Genomic DNA, 18,512 nt, shown 5'->3' with positions numbered 1-18,512 from the left:
TGCCGCAGGTGCCAGGTTGAGATCGGGGCACCCACCCACCAGAATCGCATATAAGGATCAGCCGAACATATCCACCTTATTGTCGTCTACGGCAGGTATCGCATATGAAGGCCTGCATTCGGGACACGGCGATGGCCCTGACCGCGCTCTGCGCGGCGGCGGTCCTGGCCGCCTGCGGGGCGGACGCCGGAGGCGAGCCCCGCGGCGACGGGAACGGACCGCGCATCGGTCTGCTGCTGCCGGACGCCACCACGCCCCGCTGGGAGGCCCAGGACAGGCCGTTGCTGGAGAAGCGGATCGCTCAACTGTGCGACGAATGCGAGGTCGAACACGCCAACGCCAAGGGCGATGTGGCGCTCCAGCAGGAACAGATGAACTCGATGATCACCAAGGGCGTGGACGCCATCGTGCTGGTGGCCGTGGACGCGCGCTCGCTCGGGCCCGCGGTCGCCAAGGCCCACGAGGCCGGCATCCCCGTCATCGCCTACGACCGGCTCGCCGAGGGCCCCATCTCGGGCTACGTCTCCTTCGACGGCGTGGAGGTCGGCAGGCTCCAGGGCAGAGCCCTGCTGCGGGCGATGGGCGACAAGGTGCCCGACGCGCAGATCGTCATGATGAACGGTGACCCGAGCGACCCCAACGCCAGGGCGTTCCAGCGGGGCGCGCTGTCCGTGCTCGCCGGGAAGGTGAAGATCGGCAAGGCGTACGACACCCCGCAGTGGCGGCCGGAGACCGCGCACATGAACATGTCCGGGGCGCTGGCGGCGCTCGGCCCCGATTCCATCGACGGGGTCTACGCCGCCAACGACGGTCTCGCCGGCGGCAGCATCACCGCCCTCAAGGCGAACAAGGTCACCCCGCTGCCGCCGGTCACCGGGCAGGACGCCGAGCTTCCCGCGCTGCGCCGCATCGTCGGCGGCGACCAGTACATGACCGTCTTCAAGCCGTTCGGGCCCGAGGCGGCGGCCGGCGGCGCCATGGCCGTGGCGGCGGCGCGCGGGGAGAGCCTCGAGCCCGTCGCCACCGGCGAGGTGCCGACACGCGACGGACAGGCCGTCGCGTCCGTGCTGCTCACGCCGGTGTCCGTGACGGTGGACAACATCGGGGACACGGTCGTCAAGGACGGCCTGCACACCGTCCGGCAGATCTGCACGCCTCAACTCCGGGCCGCCTGCGACAGGGCCGGACTCACCTGACGCCGCGTCCCCCGCTCCCGGGAAGAAGGTGGTTTGCGTGCCGGATCCCCCCTTGCTGGCGCTGCGCGGGGTGTGCAAGCGCTTCGGCGTCGTCAAGGTCCTCGACGACATCGAGCTGGAGATCCACTCCGGCCAGGTGGTCGCCCTGCTGGGAGACAACGGGGCCGGCAAGTCCACCCTCGTCAAGGTGATCTCCGGAGTGGCCCCCGCGGAGAGGGGCGTCATCGAGTGGAGGGGTGCGCCGGTGCACATCCGGCGGCCGCACGACGCCCGGGACCTCGGCATCGCCACCGTCTACCAGGACCTGGCGCTGTGCGGGAACCTCGACGTCGTCGGGAACCTGTTCCTCGGCCGGGAGATCCGCCGGTTCGGCTTCCTCGACGAGGTGGAGATGGAACGCCGTACCCGGCAGTTGCTGGACCGCCTGACCCGGGGCATGCCGGATCTGCGCGGTCCCGTCGTCTCGCTCTCCGGCGGTCAGCGGCAGACGGTGGCCATCGCCCGCTCGCTCCTCGGCGACCCGCGGATCCTGCTCCTGGACGAGCCGACCGCGTCCCTCGGGTTCGAGCAGAGCACCGAGGTCCTCGACCTGGTGGACCGGCTGCGCGACCGCGGCCTGGGCGTGCTGCTCATCAGCCACAACATGGGCGACGTGAAGGCGCTCGCCGACCGTGCCGTCGTGCTGCGGCTGGGGCGCAACAACGGCTTCTTCGACGTGAACACCGCGTCGCAGGAACAGATCGTCTCGTCCATCACCGGCGCCACGGAGAACGTCCCGCGCCGGCCGGCCGGCCGGGAGGCGGGGTGGTGAAGAGCATGCGGGCCGTCGCCCGCGCGTTGGAGAGCGGGGTGGCGGTGTTCCGGCGCAAGCTGAGCGCCGGCGAACTGGGTTCGCTCCCCGTCGTCCTCGTCCTGGCCGTCGTCTGGATCACCTTCCAGTCCCTCAACGAGAACTTCCTCTCGCCCCGCAACCTGTCCAACCTCAGCGTGGACATCGTGGGTACGGGGCTGATCGCCGTCGGCATCGTCTTCGTGCTGCTGCTCGGCGAACTCGACCTCTCCGTCGGCTCGGTCAGCGGCCTGGCCGCGGCCGTCTTCGCCGTGCTGAACGTGAACCACGGGGTGCCGGAATGGCTCGCGCTGATCGTGGCGGTGCTGGCGGGCACGGTCGCGGGGACCGTGCAGGGCTACTCCATCGCCCGGACCCGGGTGCCGGCGTTCGTGGTCACGCTGGCCGGCCTGCTCACCTGGAACGGCCTCATGCTCGCCGTCCTGGGGGACAGCGGCACCGTCAACCTGGACGAGAACGGCCTGATCGCCAGGCTGACGAGCTACTACTTCACCCAGGACGCCGTCGCGTACGGTCTCGCGGCACTCGCCGCGGGCGCGTACTTCCTGGTCTGCGACCGGGACCGGCGCCGCCGCCGGGCCGTCGACATGCCGCACCGCTCGCTGCGCGGGACCGTGGTGCGCACCGCCGGGCTCGCGGCGGTCGCCTTCACCGTCGCCTACGGGCTCAATCGGTTCCAGGGGCTGCCGCTGGCCCTGCTGGTCTTCCTCGTGGTGGTGGCCGGCCTCGACGTCATGCTCCGCCGCACGCACTACGGACGGCAGGTCTACGCGCTCGGCGGGAGCGTCGAGGCGTCCCGCCGGGCCAGTCTCAGCGTGACCCGGGTACAGACGGCGGTGCTCGCGGTCTCGGGCACGATGGCCGCGGTCGGCGGCCTGTTCCTGGCCTCGCGCATCACCTCGGTGAGCCAGAGCTCGGGGTCGGGCGTCCTGCTGGTGAACGCCATCGCGGCGGCCGTCATCGGCGGCACCAGCCTGTTCGGCGGACGCGGCACCACCTGGTCGGCGGTGCTGGGCATGCTGGTGATCCAGTCGATCGCGTCCGGCATGGCGATCACGGACACTCCCCCGGCCGTCCAGTTCATCATCACCGGCGGCGTGCTGTTCGCCGCGGTGGTGATCGACGCCCTGTCACGCCGCTCGCAGGAGTCCCACGGCCGCGCGTGACGCCGTACGCCTGCGCCGTGCGCCGTGCGCCGTGCGGCATCCCGTTTCGACGTCGTGGGCAAAGTCATGGCGCCCGAGGTGGCGAACAGGACGTGTACGGCACTACTTTGGTGAAAGTTGCACCACTTCTGAACGCAGTGCTGCCGGCGCGCCGTAGTGAGGGGTACCGGCGCATCCCGCGTACGGCGTTCCACAGGCGATGAGGACAGCGTGCCGAACAACTCACCAGCAGCTGAGGGCCGGAGATCCCTCACCCGCAACTGGCCCGTGGGCAGACGGCTGCGCGCCGTTCTCCTCATCCCGGTGCTGGTGGCCCTCGTGTTCGGGGGCGTCCGGGTGAAACGTTCGGTGGACACCTGGCAGGACGCCGACGACGCGGTCCGCGTGGCCGAACTCGTCCAGGCCGCCAACAAGTACGCGAGCGACGCGATCAACGAGCGTGACGTGTCGGTCATCCCGCTCGTCGCGGAGAAGAAGGAGTCGGCCGCCGTCGTCCAGGCCCGGAAGATCACCGACGCGGACGCGAAGGCGTTCAACGCGGCGGTCGCCCGGATGCCGCAGACCAGCGGCCTCCTGCGGCGCGTGCAACTGGTGCGCGAGGGCGAGAAGCAGCTCAGCGCCGTACGGGCCAACGCCTTCACCCCACGGATGACCGGGGTGCAGACGGAGGAGAGCTACCACACCGTCCAGCACCCCCTGATGGAGATCTCCAACGAACTCGGATACGGCAGCGACAACCAGGCCAGCTTCGGTCGGACGCTGTACGCCGTGTCCCTGACACAGGCCGCCGAGTCCCTGATCCGGGCGATCGGCACGCATCTGCTGGTGGACGACCGTGACGCCCTCGCCCCGGGCGAACTGGAGACGCAGCTCGCCTCCTTCCGCTCGTACGCCTACCTCGAACAGGTGGGCCTGCAGGAGTTCGCGGGCGCCGCCACCACCGAGGACATGGCCCGGCTGCAGAAGGCACTGGCCGACGCCGGGGCCCGGGGCAAGCAGCAGACCGCCGCGGCCGCCGCCGAGGCCGAGGCGGCGGGGAAGAAGTACGTCGCTCCCCCCTCGATGCAGACGATGATCGCCGCGATCGCCACCGGGAAGCCCGCCGCGGACCTCGCCGAGCAGGGCATCACCCCGGAGTCCTTCTTCGCGACGTCCACCCTGGGCTTCGACGCCTACCGCAGCGTCGAGGTGTATCTCACCGACGCGGCGCTCGCCAGCGCCCAGGACGTCGCCGACCAGGCACGCGGGGACGCGATGACCAACGCCGCGCTCGTGCTCGCCGCGGTGCTGGCCGCCTTCCTCCTCGCCACCTGGGTGGCCCGCACGATGGTGACCGGCATGCGCCGGCTGAGCGCCTCCGCCATCGAGATCTCCGGGCAGCGGCTGCCGGCCCTGATCGACCAGCTGTCGCAGACCGACCCCGGAAAAGTGGACACCCGGGTCACCCCCATCGCGATCGACACCACCGACGAGATCGGCGAGGTCGCCCGGGCCTTCGACCACGTCCACCGCGAGGCCGTCCGGCTCGCGGCCGAGCAGGCGCTGCTGCGCGGCAACATCAACGCGATCTTCACCAACCTGTCGCGCCGCAGCCAGTCCCTGATCGAACGTCAACTCGCCATGATCACCAGCCTGGAGGACAACGAGACGGACCCCGACCAGCTGGAGAACCTCTTCAAGCTGGACCACCTCGCCACGCGGGTGCGCCGCAACGGCGAGAACCTCCTGGTCCTCGGCGGGGAGCGGCCCGCCCAGCAGTGGGACCGTCCGCTGCCCCTGGTCGACATCATCCGCGCGGCCTCCTCGGAGGTGGAGCAGTACGAACGCATCCGGTTCGCCGGCCTGCCGGAGGCCCAGGTCCAGGGCCAGGCCGTGACCGACCTCGTGCACCTGCTCGCCGAACTGCTGGAGAACGCCACCGCGTTCTCCTCCCCGCACTCACTGGTGCAGGTGACCGGCTCCCGGCTTCCCGACGGCCGGATCATGGTCGAGATCCACGACGAGGGCATCGGCCTCGAGCCGGACGACTTCGCGGTGATCAACCACAAACTGGCCAACCCGCCCACCGTCGACGTCGACATCGCCCAGCACATGGGGCTGTTCGTGGTCGGCCGGCTCGCCGAACGGCACGGCATCCGCGTCCAGTTGCGCCCGTCCGCCGAGAAGTCCGGCACCACGTGCCTGGTCATGCTGCCGCACACGGTTGCCCAGCGCCCGGCGGACGCGACGCCCGACTCCGACACCCTGGCGCTGGCCATGATCAGGAACGGCCCGACGACTCGGAGCGCGGGCGGCGCAGGGCCCTTCGGTGTCCCGGACTCCGGCGACGCCTTCACCGACTACGAGGCCTGGCAGGACGATCCCGGCAGGGCGGGCCCGGCACAGGAGGGGCCCTCCCCCGTGCGTCCACGACAGCTCCCCCGCCGCTCGCCCGGAGGCAGTCGGCGGGGCCGGGGCGACGGACACTGAGGTCGCCGCCCGAGCGGCTCCCTCGTGGGCACGACCACGGGGGACGACACGCCGGACACGCCCTTGGATGGCCCATCCCGCCGGTTGACCCGGCACCGGGTCATAGCGTGCGCAATATGAAGAAATGCCATATCGCGTACCTGGCGTGCACAGCGACCCTCCTCGGGACGGGGCTCGGCGCCGCCGCCCCCGCCGCCGGGCACACGGCGCACCACGTGCATCTGGTGCGTCCGGGGCAATCCATCCAGCAGGCGGTGGACGCCGCCGCGCCGGGCGACACCGTTCTGGTGGCCTTCGGCACGTACCGCGAGAGCGTCACCGTGAAGACGCCCGGACTGACCCTGCGCGGCATGGGCCGCGGCACGGTCATCCGACCGGCCGCCGCGTCCGCCACCACGGCGGGCACGGCCAGCGCCGCCAAGCCCGCGGCCAAGCCGGCAGCGAAGCCCGCGGCCAAGCCCGCCGTCAAGGCCGCCGAGGGCTGCGCCGAGAGCGGCAACGGCGTCTGCGTGCTCGGCACGAAGGAACGACACGTCGAGGACGTCACCGTCGCGAACCTGACCGTCACGGGCTTCACCAGGTCCGGCGTCTACGCGATGGCCGCCGACCACCTGACCGTGCGCAACGTCACCGCCGAGAGGAACGGGGTGTGGGGTATCGCCCAGGAGGGCTCCCTGCACGGCTTCTTCCGGGGCAACACCGCACGGGACAACGGAGACGCGGGCCTCTTCCTCGCCAACTCGGTCAAGGAGGAGATGGGCGCCGTCGACACCGGGGGAACGGTCGTCGAACGCAACCGGCTCGAGGGCAACCGGATCGGCGTCACCGTCCGCCGGCTGCGCAACCTCACCCTCGCGGCCAACCGCCTCACCGGCAACTGCGCGGCGGTGTTCGTCGTCGGCGACGAGAACAAACCGCGGGCCGGACGGGTGACGGTGAAGCACAACCGCATCGAGCGAAACAACAAGTCCTGCCCCAAGACCGCGCGGCTGGACGCCCTGCAGGGCTCCGGCATCGTCCTGACCGGCGCCGAGGACAGCCTGATCACCCGCAACGTCATCAGGGACAACGTCGGCGCGTCCCCGCTGTCCGGCGGCATCGTCCTGTTCAAGAGCTTCGTCGGCACCCCGAGCGAGCGGAACCGGATCAGCGACAACACGCTCGAGGGCAACGCCCCGGCGGACCTGGTCAACGCGGACACCGCCGGCAAGGGCAACACCTTCGAGCGCAACGTCTGCGCGGCGTCGACTCCCGGCGGCCTGTGCCGCCCGGCCGACCGCACCCGTCGCTGACCGGACGACGGCGCCGCACACGGCCCCGCAGCACCCCTGACTCCCGAAGCACCTGAAGCACCTGAAGCACCCGAAGCAGGACGAACCCCCGGCATCCGAGAACGAAGGAAGGCGGCACATGACGACCGTTCAGTCCCGCAAGCTGTCGGACCCGCCCGAGCAGGACCCGCCCCCCGCCCCGCCGCCCTCCATGCGGCTGCGGGAGCTCGCGTTCGGGGCCGCGTGCGCGGCCGCCCTGCGCGCGGCCGCCCGGCTGGGCGTCGCCGACGCCCTCGGCGACAGCCCGCTGCCCGTGGCGGACCTCGCGGCCGCGGTGAAGGCCGAGCCCCGCCAGCTGCGGCGGCTGCTGCGTGCCCTGTCCTGCTACGGCGTCTTCGCCGAGCGTCCGGACGGCACGTTCGCGCACACCGACGTCTCCCGGCTGCTGCGCGAGGACGACCCGAACAGCCTGCGCGCCATCACCCTGTGGTGCACCGAGCCCTGGACCTGGGACGCCTGGCCGCTGCTGGACGAGGCGGTGCGCACCGGGCGCAACGTCGTGGAGGGCCTGTACGGGAAGGAGTTCTTCGCCTACCTCAACGAGGACGCTCCGGAGTCGGCCGACGTCTTCAACAGCGCCATGACCACGTCCAGCGTGCAGTCGGCGCGGGACGTCGCGGCGTTCCTGGACCTGTCGGGGTGCTCGTCGGTCGCCGACCTGGGCGGCGGCCAGGGGCACGTGGTGGCGAGCCTGCTCGACAAGTACCCGGCGATGCGCGGCGCGCTGCTCGACCTGCCGCGCGTGGTGGAGAACGCGGTGCCGAGGCTGCTCGCGGGCGGCGACCTCGCGGGCCGGGCCCGGATCGTGCCCGGCGACGTGCGCGAGGCGGTCCCGGTCGAGGCCGACGTCTACGTCATCAAGAACATCCTCGAGTGGGACGACGAGAGCACCGCCCGCACGCTGCGCAACGTCCGCGAGGCGGGCGGCCCGGGCACCCGGGTCGTGGTCATCGAGAACCTCGTCGACGACACGCCGTCGATGCGGTTCAGCACCGCGATGGACCTGATGCTGCTGCTCAACGTCGGCGGGGCGAAGCACACCACCGAGAGCATGGTCACCCGGCTGACCGACGCCGGACTGGTCATCGACGACATCAGCCCGGTCAACCCGTACCTGCACGCGTTCGACTGTCACGTCCCTGGCTGATCGGGTCGCGCCCGCGCACCACACCGGCGCGACCCTCACCCCGTACTCCCCCCAGACCACCGGTCGCCGGGCCCGCAGCGTCGCGGGCCCGGCGACCGGTGTGGTTCCCCGCGGCTCAGCGGGCCGGCTCGCGCTCCCAGAGGTAGAAGCGCTGCGCCATGGCGTCCTTGGGGGACCGCCAGGTCTCGGGGTCGTAGGCGCTGACGTACGAGGACAACCGCTCGCTGACGTCCCGGAACTCGGGGTGCCCGGTGATCTTGGCGATGGCGGGCCCGGGGTCGCGCTCGGACTCGATCAGATGCATGTAGACGTCGCCGAACTGGAAGAGGCTGCGCCGGACGACGCCGACGAGCCGCGGGAGCTCTCCGCGGTCGGACTCCTCGAACACCTTGGCGATGTCGGGCGCCGATCCCGGGGCCATCCGGGCGACGATCAGTGCTTGGTGCATGGGGGGTGTCCTCCGTGCGGGTCAGTCGGTCAGACCGGGCGTGGCGCCGCGCTCGGCGGCCGCCTTCTCGATGCGGTCCCGGATCAGGGCCATCTGGACCTTGGAGTTCCGGTTGATGTTGTCGGTCATCCACTCGTCGTCGACCGGCGCCTGCGGCTTCATCGCGAAGTCCTGTGTCCAGACCATCCGCGTGCCCGCCGGCACCTCCTCGTACCGCCAGTGGATGTCCATGTGGTCGAAGGGCCCCGTCTCGACCCGGCGGGCCTTGACCGTGCGCGTCTCCCGGTCCGGCTCCCGCTCCGAGACCCAGCTCCACACGGTGCCGTTCTCGTCGGGGTGCATGGTCAGCCGGAAGGTGGTCTTGCGGCCCTCCCGGGAGAGGATCTCGACCGAGGCGTACTCGCTGAACAGCCGAGGCCAGTTCTCCAGGTCGTTGGTGATCTCCCAGACCAGTTCCAGGGGCGCCGCGATGGTGATCTCGTTCTGCGTGTGTCCGGACATCTCACGCTCCTGTCATGAGTGCGCTGTTGACGAGGTCGAGGAACTGCCGGGGCGTCTTGGAGCGCTCGGCGTCCGGGGGCATCGGCGTGCCGTACCGGTTCTCCAGCTCGCCCACGATGCCCAGCAGCCCGAGCGAGTCCACGCCCAGGGTCGCGAAGGCGGTGTCCTGCTGCCGGAGCTCGTCCGGCGCGACGGTGACGCCGGCGGACTTCTTCATGAGTTCGGCCAGCTCTTCCACGGTGATGCGGTCGGTCATGGGGTTCCTCTCCTCTGCTGCTTCCCTGCTGCGCGACGCCCCGCTACGAGGCGTCGGCGACGCCGTGCCGCAGCACCAGCGCCGAGTTGGAGCCCATGAGCCCACGGCTCAGGACCAGGGCCGTGCGCACCTGCGCGGTGCGGGCGCGGCCGGTCACGAGGTCGAGGTCATGGCAGATGTCGAAGACGTTGGGGGTGGGCGGGATCAGGCCGTGCTCCATGGCGAGCATCGCGGCCGCTGTGTCCATCAGCGGCGCCGCGCAGTAGCCGCGGCCGATGCCGGTCTTGGGCGCGGTGACGGGCACCCGGGCCCCGTGCGGGCCGAGTGCGTCGACGATGGCCAGGGCCTCGGCGCGGTCCGCCGCCGGGACGCCGAGCGCGTCGGCGAAGACCACGTCGATCTCCTGGGGAGCGCACTGCGCCTCCTCCAGCGCTCCCCGGATCGCCTCGGCGAGGCCCTGCCGGGACTCCTCCCAGCGGGAGGCGCCGGTGAAGGTGGCCGCGTGCCCGGCGAGGAAGGCCCGTACCCGCGCGCCGCGCGCCCGGGCGGTTTCCGCCGCCTCCACCACGACCATGGCACCGCCCTCGGCCGGTACGAACCCACAGGCCGACGACGTGAACGGGCGGTAGGCACGGGTCGGGTCGTCGACCGTGCTGAGTTCCTCGTAGCCGAGCTGGCAGACCATCGAGTACGGCGCGATCGGCGCCTCGGTCGCCCCGGCCACGATCACGTCGGTGCCGCGCCGCACGGCCCGCGCCGCGTGGGCGAGAGCGTCGAGGCCGCCGGCCTCGTCGGCCGCGACGACCGAGCAGGGGCCCTTGAACCCGCGCCGGATGGAGACCTGGCCGGTGCTGGCGGCGTAGAACCAGGCGATGGACTGGTACGGGCCGACGTAACGGCTGCCCTTGCTCCACAGCCGCTGCAGTTCGCGCTGGCCGAACTCGCCGCCGCCGGAGCCGGCCGCGGTGACCACGCCGACGGAGTACGGCGCGGCGTCGGTCTCCGGCCGGCCGAGGCCGGCGTCGTCCAGCGCGAGGTCGGCGGCGGCCATCGCGAAATGCGTGAACCGGTCGGTCTGGACGAGGAAGCGTTCCTCGATCGCCGCCGACGGGTCGAAGTCGCGGACCTGGCCGGCCACCCGCAGCGGGAGATGCTCACAGCCCTCGCGGGTGACCCGCTCCAGGACGCCGACGCCCTCCTTGGTGGACTTCCAGAAGGTCTCGGTGTTGGCTCCGTTGGGCGCGACCACGCCGATTCCCGTGACGGCCGCGCGCCGTGGAAGGGGTTCGCTCATCGTGTCTTCTCCCTCGGCCGGTTCATGACCACCGCGGACTGGAATCCACCGAACCCGCTGCCCACCGAGAGCACGCTGGAGAGCTTGCGCTCACGGGCCACGCGCGGGACGTAGTCCAGGTCGCACTCGGGGTCGGGCGTCTCGTAGTTCGCGGTCGGAGGTACCACCTGGTGGGCCAACGCCAGGACGCAGGCGACGAGTTCGATCGCTCCGATGGCGCCCAGGGAGTGGCCCACCATCGACTTGATGGAGCTCATGGGGGTGTCGTAGGCGTGCCGGCCCAGGACCCGCTTCACCGCGGCGGTCTCGTGGCGGTCGTTCTGCTTGGTGCCCGAGCCGTGCGCGTTGACGTAGTCGACCGCGGTGGCGTCGAGCCGCGCGTGCCCGAGGGCCTCCTCGATGGCCCGGGCCATCTCCAGGCCCTCACTGGTCAGGCCGGTCATGTGGTACGCGTTGCCGAAGGTGGCGTACCCGCCGAGCTCGCAGTACACGTGCGCGCCACGGGCCCGCGCGTGCTCCAGCTCCTCCAGGACGAGGACCGCGCCGCCCTCCCCCATGACGAACCCGTCGCGGTCGGCGTCGAAGGGACGCGAGGCATGCGCGGGATCGTCGTTGTGGGAGGAGGTGGCCTTGATCGCGTCGAAGCAGGCCATGGTGATCGGGGAGATCGGTGAGTCCGAGGCGCCGGCTATGCAGATGTCGGCCCGGCCCTCCTCCACCGTGTGGAAGGCGTATCCGACCGCGTCGAGGCCGGAGGTGCACCCCGTGGAGACGGTCTGCACCGGCCCTCGCGCGCCGAACCGCTCGGCCACGGTCGAGGCGAGGGTGCTGGGCGTGAACGCGCGGTGCAGCTGCGGGGCGGCCTGACGGTGGTCGACGTCCCAGCGCTGTCCGTGATGGCTGACCAGCACGTAGTCGTTCTCCAGCCGGGTGGTCCCGCCCACCGCGGTGCCCAGGGAGACGCCGACCCGCCAGGGGTTCTCCGCCGCGATGTCGAGACCGGCGTCCCGGACCGCCTCGTCGCCGGCGACCATGGCGAACTGGATGTAGCGGTCGCAGCGTTCGACGTCCCCGGCGTCCAGTCCGTGCGCCGCCGGGTCGAAGTCGCACTCGGCGGCGATCCGCGACCGCAGACCGGCCGGATCGAAGAACGTGATGCCCCGCGTCGCCGTGCGGCCCTCGACGAGGAGGTTCCAGAACGCGGGGACGCCTATGCCGCCGGGGGCGACGATGCCTATGCCGGTGACCGCCACCCGTCTCGTCATGACCGGACCTGACGTCGGCCGGCGGCCTCCGCGCCGATCACCACGGCCTCGGCCTCGGTCCCCTCGGTGTCGACGTGGCCGAGGGGCGGGCTCGGGGCGAGCGGGCCGAGGTGGAAGACCATCCGGGCCTCCACCTTGCCGACGTTGCGGAAGCGGTGGCGCATGCCGAGCGGGATCAGCAGACCCTGCTCGGGCTGCAGCGCCTGGGCCTCGCCGTCGAGGTCGACCTCCAGCTGCCCGCACACGACGTACACGAACTCCTCGGAGTACGGGTGGTAGTGCTCACCGATGCGGTCGCCGGGCTTGATGATGGCCACGCCCATGAAACCGCTGGTCGAGCCGACGGTGGCCGGGGTGAGCATGGCGCGCAGGTCGCCGCCGCGGCGGGTGTTGGGCTCGACCTCGCTGAGATCGACGACTCTGGGACGGGATGTGATCACGACGTTCCTCCGATGGTGTACTGCACCGAGGTGGGCGGGGCGGGTCACCGCCCCGCCCACGTGATGACGGATCAGGCGTCGGGCGACCGACGGTCGGTGACGAGGTCCATGCGGGCGCACTCGAGGAACCGCGCGAGCAGGGCGTCCTTCGCGCCGGCCGGGGCCGCGTCGGCGACGCCTTCGGCAAGGGTCGTCAGCTCGGCGGCCTGCGCGGGGTCGGACAGCCCGAGGGCCTGCCCGGGGTCGGCGCCGTCGAGTCCGCCGCGCACGTCGATCAGCCTTACGACGACGTCGTCGCGCTGGAAGATCGTGCTGCGCAGCACCGGGTTGCGGGGGTCGTCGGCCGCCGCCTCGTCCTGCCGGGCGAGCAGTTCGGCCAGCTTCATGCCTCGGTCCGGCCGGGCCGGGTAGTACAGGGCGTACCGCTCGGCCTGGGGGTCCTGCCGGTCCGCGGTGACGTGGTGGACGGCCGGCAGCGCGGCCCGGGTGAAGAAGACCCGGGCGGACTCGGGGTCGTTGAGGTCCCGGTCCTGCTCCAGATAGGGGTTGATGGCCTCCTCGACGGCCCGCACCTCGGGCTGCCGGGAGACGTGGCGCAGCGCGGACAGCAGGTCGCCCCGCACCTCGATGGCCCGCACCACGCGGTTGCCGTGCATGAACAGCGAGGTGCGGCACAGCCGGGTGGTGTCGTCGACCTGCGGCTCGGGCGAGGCGTAGTCCGCGAGGATCTTGGCGACGATGTCCTCGCTGCCCGGTTTGACGGTGAAGGTGAGCGCATGCCGGATCACGCCGTCGCCGATCCGGGGCGAGGTCTGCAGCCGTCGGCCGTTCGCCTTCGCTTCCGCCGCGGGTCCGCCGGTCTCGCGGACCACGTGGAAGCGCAGCGACCTGGTGTCGCGGACGCAGCTGTGCAGCGGCTCCACCATCCGCACGTGTTCCTCGCTGTTCACCCAGGCGAGGAACGGCGGCGCGCTCTCCCACTCACTGGTGATGAGCCACTGGGAGGGGTTCTCGATGGACTGGCACAGCTGGTCGCTCACGTGCCCGGGGACGGACGCGACCTGGTTGCAGAGCTGCTCGTAGGCCTCCAGGAACTGCTGCTGGGCGCCGTCGTAGACGTCGACCAGCAGGACGACCCGGAGCCGGGAGCCGTCGAAGACGGACTGGGAGACACGTTGCGACGCCTGTCGCGCCCGCGAGCCTGCAACACGTTCGGACGTGGTGGTCATCCTGCGCACATCTCCTTCGCGGAGGGGGAAGGGAACGTCGGCCGCGTGATGCGACGTCAGCGTTCCTCGATCGTCTGCCCGTCCCCGTGAGCGCGCGACCGGGGATGAACTACGTGGGTGACTGGGCCGGCCGACGTCACAGGAGATGCGCGAAGACCACCAGGTTGTCCGTGTAGTCCTTGGCCCGGCGGTCGTACGCCCCCGCGCAGGTGATGAGCCGCACCTGCGCCTCGGGGGTGTCGCCGTACACGCGTTCGTCGGGGAAGTCGGCCTTCTCGAAGGTCTCCACGCTGTCCACCCGGAAGGACGGCTTGCTGCCGTCGGCCCGCCGGACCTGGAAGACGTCGCCCTCGGTGAGCGAGCTGAGCGCGGCGAAGACGGCGGGGGACGTCCTGGTGTCGACGTGCCCGGCGATGATCGCGGTGCCCGCCTCGCCGGGAGAGGCACCCTTGGCGTGCCAGCCGACCAGGTTGACGTCGTCCGCGGGGGGCGGGTCCAGCCGGCCGCTGCGCCCGATGGCGAGGTCGGTGAAGGGCGCGTCGACGGAGATCTTCGGGATGAGCAGGCGTACCGGTCTCGATCGGCGCAGGTGCCTGCCCGACGGCGCCTCGCCACGGGCGTTCGACGAGGACGGGGCCGGTGGGGCGTCGGCACGGGTGGCCGGACCGGAGGCTGCGGGCGGGGCGTGCGGGGGGCGTCCGGCGCCGGACGACGGCTCGTTGCCGCCGCACAGACTGATCGCGATGAAGACGGCGGCGGTGGCGCAGAGCATCATCACGCCGGTGCGGGAGCCTCCTGCCGCCGACGGCGCGCAGGCGTCGGAGGACGAAGAGGAGGAAGAGGGGGTAGGGGAGGAAGGGGGCGGGGGGACTGCCATCGGTGGAACACCTCATTCGGGCGCGGCAGCGGGGCGGACGGGTGCGGGGAGCGGGCCGGGCCACCGCACCGGTGCGCGGGCGGCGGCCGCGGCTTCGCTATCGCGTCCGGCATGGTCAGGCCGCTTCGGTGGCGGTGCGGCGGCGCAGGGCGCACAGGCCCGCGCCGGCGAGGGTGAGGACGCCGAGTCCGGTCGCGGTCACCGAGGGACCGGCGAGGGCGCCGCCGCCGGTGTGCATGCCGCCGCTGGGCCTCTCGTGCTCACCGCTCCAGCCGCCGGACTCCTCCTTGCCGCCACCCCGGGGACCCGAGCCGTGCGCGCCGGCGCCGCCGCCCTCGGTCAGGGCGCCGCCGCCGGTGTGCATGCCGCCGTGCGGTCCGTCGTGCTCCCCCTTGCCGTGCTCTGCCTTGCCGTGCCCCTCCTTGCCGTGGTCCTTCTTGCCGGACCAGGCGCCGTCCTCCTTGCTGACCGAGGAGCCGTGGTCCGTGTCCCCGTCGGCCGCGTGGGCGCCCGGGGCGCCGAGGGCGAGGGCGGCCGAGGCCGCCGCGGTGGCCAGGATCATCCGGGCAGTGCGCATCTGATGGCCTTTCCGTCACAGCCGGGCAACCGACACCTCGTCAGCTCGTCCGACCCGACCGGGACGTGATCCACCGTCAGCCGACGTTCGCCGCGGCACCACTCGGGACGTTCACTCGGGTGAAGGGCACCGGGTCAGCCCAGCCCCAGACCGGTCTGCAGGACGCGGCGCAGCGTGGACTCGGCGTCCGGGTCCGGGCCCGGTGACCGCCAGGCGACGAACCCGTCGGGCCGTACGAGCACGGCGCCCCCGCCGGGCGTGCCGTGGCGCTCCGCCCAGTCGGCGCCGTCCTCCGGCGTCAGGTCGGCGTCGGGGCCGTCGCCCACCCGGTACGACCTCAGCGGCAGCGACAGCTCCCGGGCGAGTCGGCCGGCGGCCTCGTGCCAGCCGCTCGGCCGGGCGGCGTCGCTGAGCAGGACCAGGGACCGCTCGTAGAGGTCCAGGGTGGAGATCCGTTCGTCCCCGTGCCGCACCCACAGGTGGGGGGCCCGGCTGCCGGGTGCGCCGCTCAGGTCGAGGCCCTCCGGGACGACCGGGACCGTGTCGTCGGCGCCGACGACGGCGCCCTGCGGGTAGCGGTAGCCGAGGGCCACGTTCAGGATGCCGCGCTGCGGGCCGCCTGCGGAGCCGGGCGGCGGGGCGAAGCCGGGGTGGCTGTGCTCGGCCGACCGGGCGGCGGCCCGGGCGCTGGTGGCCTCCGCGACGGGGCGGCGCTCGGCGTCGTAGGTGTCGAGCAGCGCATCCCCCGCCCAGCCGTCGAGCACGGCGGCCAGCTTCCAGGCGAGGTTGTGCGCGTCCTGGATGCCGGTGTTGGAGCCGAACGCCCCGGTCGGCGACATCTCGTGCGCCGAGTCTCCGGCCAGGAACACCCGGCCCGACCGGTAGCTGCGGGCGACGCGCTGGGCGGCGTGCCAGGGCGCCTTGCCGGTGATCTCCACGTCGAGGTCGGCGACCCCGACCGCGCGGCGGATGTGCTCGACGCACCGCTCGTCGGTGAACTCCTCGAGCGTCTCACCGTGTTCGGGGTGCCAGGGGGCGTGGAAGACCCAGTTCTCGCGGTTGTCCACCGGCAGCAGGGCGCCGTCGGCGTCCGGGCTGGTCAGATAACAGACGATGAACCGGCGGTCGCCCACGACGTCGGCCAGGCCCCGGGAGCGGAAGGTGAGGCTGACGTTGTGGAACAGGTCGCCGGGGCCGCTCTGCCCGATGCCGAGCTGTTCCCGGACGGGGCTGCGGGGGCCGTCGGCGGCGACGAGGTAGTCCGCGCGCACGGCGAGGTGCTCGCCGGTCTCCCGGCTCTTGGCCACCGCGCTGACGCCGTGGGCGTCGGCCTCGAACGACATGAGTTCGGTGGAGAACCGCACGTCGCCGCCGAGCCTTCGGGCGTGGTCGAGCAGCACCGGCTCCAGGTCGTTCTGGCTGCACAGGCACCAGGAGCTGGGGCTGAAGCGGGCCAGGCCGCCACCCGGGTCGATGTCGCGGAACAGCCATTCACCGGCGTCGCCGACGAGGGTCGGCGCCTGCAGGATGCCGTGGTTGTCGGCCAGCGTGGCCGCCGCGTCCTGGATCCCCCGCTCCACGCCCGCCACCCGGAACAGTTCCATCGTGCGGACGTTGTTGCCGCGGCCGCGCGGATGGATGGAGGTGCCGGCGTGGCGCTCCACCAGCAGGTGCGGTACTCCCAGCCGTCCGAGGAACAGCGAGGTCGCAAGGCCCACCAGGGAGCCGCCGACGATGAGGACCGGGACCCTGAGGGTGGGGGGACCGGCCTGCCCGGCTCGTTCGTTCATCACTCTCGCCTCCAGCGCGTCGTGTCCGCCGACCCGGCCGGATACGGCGGAGACCACATGCATGCCCCGTGGAGCTGACGGCGCTTCAGGCTTCACCCGGCTGCGTCGCGGCGCGGGAGGGGACGGCGCCGTCGCGTGGCCGGCCCGGGGGACGGCGGAGCGTTCGCGCCCTCAGCGACCGACGCGTTCGGCGCGTTCGGCGCCGTCGGCACGACCGACGGGGCCGGCGTCGCCGAGGCGGTCCACCCGGTCGAGGTAGAAGCGGACGGTCGTCCCGTCGTCGGCGGTGTACACCCGCACCAGGTCGGCCACGTAGTGCACGAGCATCAGGCCCCGGCCGCCGATCTGGCCGTGCGCGGGCGGCCTGCGGCCGGCCAGCGGGTCGATCATCCGGCCCGTGTCCCGGACCTCGCACACGACCTGCCCTCCGTCCTCCCAGACGGCGAGCGTTCCACGTCCTCCGCCGTGCACCACGCTGTTGGTCGTCAGCTCCGCCACCGCCAGTTCGGCGTCGGTCAGCCGCTGCCCCGCCAGACCCAGCCGTTGGGCGCGCTCGACCGCGAAGGCGCGGGCCGCGGCAAGCTCCTGCACGCCGAAGGGGAACTGCGCGGCGTCCGGCACGGACGGCAGCGGCCGGTTGTAGCGGGCGACGACGGACCGCCAGTCGTAGGCGTCGCTCGCCGACTCCGTGTCGCCGGTCAGCACGGTCGGGTGGGTGGTGCGCGCGTCGGCCAGCACCTCTTCGTCCAGGCGGGTCTCGTCGTACGGGCACAGGACGGTCACCGCGCGGCCCTCGAAGGCCGCGTTGATCAGGGCCTCGTGCTGTGCGCACGCGGGATACTCCAGGGCGCTGCGGCCCGGCCAGACCGGCTCGCCGATGATCCGCACCCGGCCGTCCCGGTGGCCGTCGGCGAATCCGCGAAGCACCTTCGGGATGATCCGGCCGGGGTTGCGGCCCGCCTCGGCCATGTCCAGCAGGAGGACGGCCCGCGCGTCCGCGCCGAGGGCCTCCCTGATCAGCTCGAGGTTGGGGCCGGGCACGGCCACCGCCACCGGCTCGCCGACGTCCAGGCCCTCCTGGACGAACGACACCGTCCGGTCCACGTACTCCCGCGCGGAGCGGTAGAACAGCGCGGGGTGCTCGAACTTCCCGTGGATCGCGACCATGCTCATCGCGGCGACACCTCGATCCGGCGCAGGCCCGGCCAGAACAGGCTCAGCACCCTCGAAACCTGCGGCGGCGGATGCTCGACGACCACCCGTCCTCCGCGCAGGTCCAGGGCCGTGACGGCGAGCGCCGCGACCCCGGCCACGTCCACGAACCCCACCTCCGACAGCTCCACGTAGGACACGTCGGCGTGGCGCCGGGCCAGGCCCGCCAGGGCCTCTTCCCACGGCGAGCGGGTGACCGAGCTGATCTCGCCCCGGGCCCGGATGCCGGGCCGGCCGGGCAGCGGGATCACCTCCAGCACAGCGGTCCCTCCGTGCGGCAGCCCGAATCCGCCGGCTCTCTGCGGGGCGTTCCCCACCCGCGGCCTCCTTCACTGTGCGCCGGCGCGTCCCGGCGGCCGTGCGGCCCCGTCGGCCGCCGCCTTCTCCCGGACGGTCCCTCTCCCGGACGGTCCCCTGGACAGCCTCTACCCGTCCTCGGCAGCCTGACGCCGCTCCTGCGGGTG

The 18,512-nt window shown here is 72.4% G+C and carries 18 protein-coding genes; 6 read left to right on the top strand and 12 right to left on the bottom strand.

The features are described from left to right. Positions 1-104 precede the first annotated feature (104 nt). The 6 genes from C6376_RS23395 (at position 105) to C6376_RS23370 (ending at position 8,159) form a co-directional block, all read left to right on the top strand. Positions 105-1,196, top strand: a complete 1,092-nt coding sequence (locus tag C6376_RS23395; RefSeq protein WP_107445223.1) for a sugar ABC transporter substrate-binding protein — start codon at positions 105-107, stop codon at positions 1,194-1,196. Positions 1,197-1,233: 37 nt separating this feature from the next. After that, positions 1,234-2,007, top strand: coding sequence for an ATP-binding cassette domain-containing protein (locus C6376_RS23390; protein WP_107445222.1), 774 nt, complete (start codon positions 1,234-1,236; stop codon positions 2,005-2,007). Positions 2,008-2,012: 5 nt separating this feature from the next. Further along, positions 2,013-3,212 carry a sugar ABC transporter permease gene (locus C6376_RS23385; protein ID WP_107449129.1) on the top strand — a complete coding sequence of 400 codons (1,200 nt, stop codon included), beginning with the start codon at positions 2,013-2,015 and terminating at the stop codon, positions 3,210-3,212. A gap of 210 nt (positions 3,213-3,422) precedes the next feature. Beyond that, positions 3,423-5,681 carry a nitrate- and nitrite sensing domain-containing protein gene (locus C6376_RS23380; protein ID WP_254076016.1) on the top strand — a complete coding sequence of 753 codons (2,259 nt, stop codon included), beginning with the start codon at positions 3,423-3,425 and terminating at the stop codon, positions 5,679-5,681. Positions 5,682-5,797: 116 nt separating this feature from the next. Continuing rightward, positions 5,798-6,973: a nitrous oxide reductase family maturation protein NosD gene (locus C6376_RS23375; RefSeq protein ID WP_107445220.1), complete on the top strand. Its 1,176-nt coding sequence runs from the start codon at positions 5,798-5,800 to the stop codon at positions 6,971-6,973. A 118-nt stretch (positions 6,974-7,091) separates the two neighbouring features. Beyond that, positions 7,092-8,159, top strand: coding sequence for a methyltransferase (locus C6376_RS23370; protein WP_254076015.1), 1,068 nt, complete (start codon positions 7,092-7,094; stop codon positions 8,157-8,159). A gap of 115 nt (positions 8,160-8,274) precedes the next feature. Here the strand turns inward: C6376_RS23370 and C6376_RS23365 are convergent, their stop codons facing one another. The 12 genes from C6376_RS23365 to C6376_RS23310 form a co-directional block, all read right to left on the bottom strand. Then, on the bottom strand, positions 8,275-8,607 hold the full coding sequence (locus C6376_RS23365) for a TcmI family type II polyketide cyclase (protein ID WP_107445219.1): 333 nt from the start codon (positions 8,605-8,607) through the stop codon (positions 8,275-8,277). A 21-nt stretch (positions 8,608-8,628) separates the two neighbouring features. Further along, positions 8,629-9,108 (bottom strand): SRPBCC family protein, encoded by a 480-nt coding sequence (locus tag C6376_RS23360; RefSeq protein WP_107445218.1) that lies wholly within the window; start codon positions 9,106-9,108, stop codon positions 8,629-8,631. A 1-nt stretch (position 9,109) separates the two neighbouring features. After that, the gene (locus tag C6376_RS23355; protein ID WP_057580843.1) at positions 9,110-9,364 is read right to left on the bottom strand and encodes an acyl carrier protein; all 255 of its coding nucleotides are present in this window, start codon (positions 9,362-9,364) and stop codon (positions 9,110-9,112) included. 43 nt (positions 9,365-9,407) lie between these two features. Beyond that, positions 9,408-10,658: a ketosynthase chain-length factor gene (locus C6376_RS23350; protein ID WP_107445217.1), complete on the bottom strand. Its 1,251-nt coding sequence runs from the start codon at positions 10,656-10,658 to the stop codon at positions 9,408-9,410. Further along, positions 10,655-11,923 carry a beta-ketoacyl synthase gene (locus tag C6376_RS23345; RefSeq protein WP_107445216.1) on the bottom strand — a complete coding sequence of 423 codons (1,269 nt, stop codon included), beginning with the start codon at positions 11,921-11,923 and terminating at the stop codon, positions 10,655-10,657. The genes C6376_RS23350 and C6376_RS23345 overlap by 4 nt, the downstream gene beginning before the upstream one ends. Further along, positions 11,920-12,363 carry a cupin domain-containing protein gene (locus tag C6376_RS23340; RefSeq protein WP_173985709.1) on the bottom strand — a complete coding sequence of 148 codons (444 nt, stop codon included), beginning with the start codon at positions 12,361-12,363 and terminating at the stop codon, positions 11,920-11,922. Before C6376_RS23340 ends, C6376_RS23345 begins: the two co-directional genes overlap by 4 nt. 71 nt (positions 12,364-12,434) lie before the next feature. Next, the gene (locus tag C6376_RS23335; protein WP_107445215.1) at positions 12,435-13,592 is read right to left on the bottom strand and encodes a SchA/CurD-like domain-containing protein; all 1,158 of its coding nucleotides are present in this window, start codon (positions 13,590-13,592) and stop codon (positions 12,435-12,437) included. Positions 13,593-13,728: 136 nt separating this feature from the next. After that, entirely contained in the window at positions 13,729-14,364 is a 636-nt protein-coding gene (locus tag C6376_RS23330) for a class F sortase (RefSeq protein WP_254076398.1), read from the bottom strand. A gap of 220 nt (positions 14,365-14,584) precedes the next feature. After that, positions 14,585-15,046: a hypothetical protein gene (locus C6376_RS23325; protein ID WP_107445213.1), complete on the bottom strand. Its 462-nt coding sequence runs from the start codon at positions 15,044-15,046 to the stop codon at positions 14,585-14,587. 134 nt (positions 15,047-15,180) lie between these two features. After that, a complete protein-coding gene (locus tag C6376_RS23320) occupies positions 15,181-16,836 on the bottom strand; it encodes an FAD-dependent monooxygenase (RefSeq protein ID WP_107449126.1) in 1,656 nt (551 codons plus the stop codon). A 171-nt stretch (positions 16,837-17,007) separates the two neighbouring features. Continuing rightward, positions 17,008-18,009 carry an anti-sigma factor RsbA family regulatory protein gene (locus C6376_RS23315; RefSeq protein WP_107445212.1) on the bottom strand — a complete coding sequence of 334 codons (1,002 nt, stop codon included), beginning with the start codon at positions 18,007-18,009 and terminating at the stop codon, positions 17,008-17,010. Beyond that, positions 18,006-18,365 (bottom strand): STAS domain-containing protein, encoded by a 360-nt coding sequence (locus C6376_RS23310; protein ID WP_254076014.1) that lies wholly within the window; start codon positions 18,363-18,365, stop codon positions 18,006-18,008. The genes C6376_RS23315 and C6376_RS23310 overlap by 4 nt, the downstream gene beginning before the upstream one ends. Positions 18,366-18,512 lie beyond the last annotated feature (147 nt).

The sequence above is a fragment of the Streptomyces sp. P3 genome, assembly GCF_003032475.1.
In the GTDB taxonomy this organism is placed as follows: Bacteria; Actinomycetota; Actinomycetes; order Streptomycetales; family Streptomycetaceae; genus Streptomyces.
This window is presented reverse-complemented; position numbering and strand designations above follow the sequence as displayed.

What these genes read in the sequence shown, in the direction of transcription:
- C6376_RS23395 (WP_107445223.1), top strand. Translation starts at nt 105, where the DNA reads ATGAAGGCCTGCATTCGGGACACGGCGATGGCCCTGACCGCGCTCTGC.
- C6376_RS23385 (WP_107449129.1), top strand. Translation starts at nt 2,013, where the DNA reads ATGCGGGCCGTCGCCCGCGCGTTGGAGAGCGGGGTGGCGGTGTTCCGG.
- C6376_RS23375 (WP_107445220.1), top strand. Translation starts at nt 5,798, where the DNA reads ATGAAGAAATGCCATATCGCGTACCTGGCGTGCACAGCGACCCTCCTC.
- C6376_RS23370 (WP_254076015.1), top strand. Translation starts at nt 7,092, where the DNA reads ATGACGACCGTTCAGTCCCGCAAGCTGTCGGACCCGCCCGAGCAGGAC.
- C6376_RS23365 (WP_107445219.1), bottom strand. Translation starts at nt 8,607, where the DNA reads ATGCACCAAGCACTGATCGTCGCCCGGATGGCCCCGGGATCGGCGCCC.
- C6376_RS23360 (WP_107445218.1), bottom strand. Translation starts at nt 9,108, where the DNA reads ATGTCCGGACACACGCAGAACGAGATCACCATCGCGGCGCCCCTGGAA.
- C6376_RS23355 (WP_057580843.1), bottom strand. Translation starts at nt 9,364, where the DNA reads ATGACCGACCGCATCACCGTGGAAGAGCTGGCCGAACTCATGAAGAAG.
- C6376_RS23350 (WP_107445217.1), bottom strand. Translation starts at nt 10,658, where the DNA reads ATGAGCGAACCCCTTCCACGGCGCGCGGCCGTCACGGGAATCGGCGTG.
- C6376_RS23345 (WP_107445216.1), bottom strand. Translation starts at nt 11,923, where the DNA reads ATGACGAGACGGGTGGCGGTCACCGGCATAGGCATCGTCGCCCCCGGC.
- C6376_RS23335 (WP_107445215.1), bottom strand. Translation starts at nt 13,592, where the DNA reads ATGACCACCACGTCCGAACGTGTTGCAGGCTCGCGGGCGCGACAGGCG.
- C6376_RS23330 (WP_254076398.1), bottom strand. Translation starts at nt 14,364, where the DNA reads ATGCTCTGCGCCACCGCCGCCGTCTTCATCGCGATCAGTCTGTGCGGC.
- C6376_RS23325 (WP_107445213.1), bottom strand. Translation starts at nt 15,046, where the DNA reads ATGCGCACTGCCCGGATGATCCTGGCCACCGCGGCGGCCTCGGCCGCC.
- C6376_RS23320 (WP_107449126.1), bottom strand. Translation starts at nt 16,836, where the DNA reads ATGAACGAACGAGCCGGGCAGGCCGGTCCCCCCACCCTCAGGGTCCCG.
- C6376_RS23315 (WP_107445212.1), bottom strand. Translation starts at nt 18,009, where the DNA reads ATGAGCATGGTCGCGATCCACGGGAAGTTCGAGCACCCCGCGCTGTTC.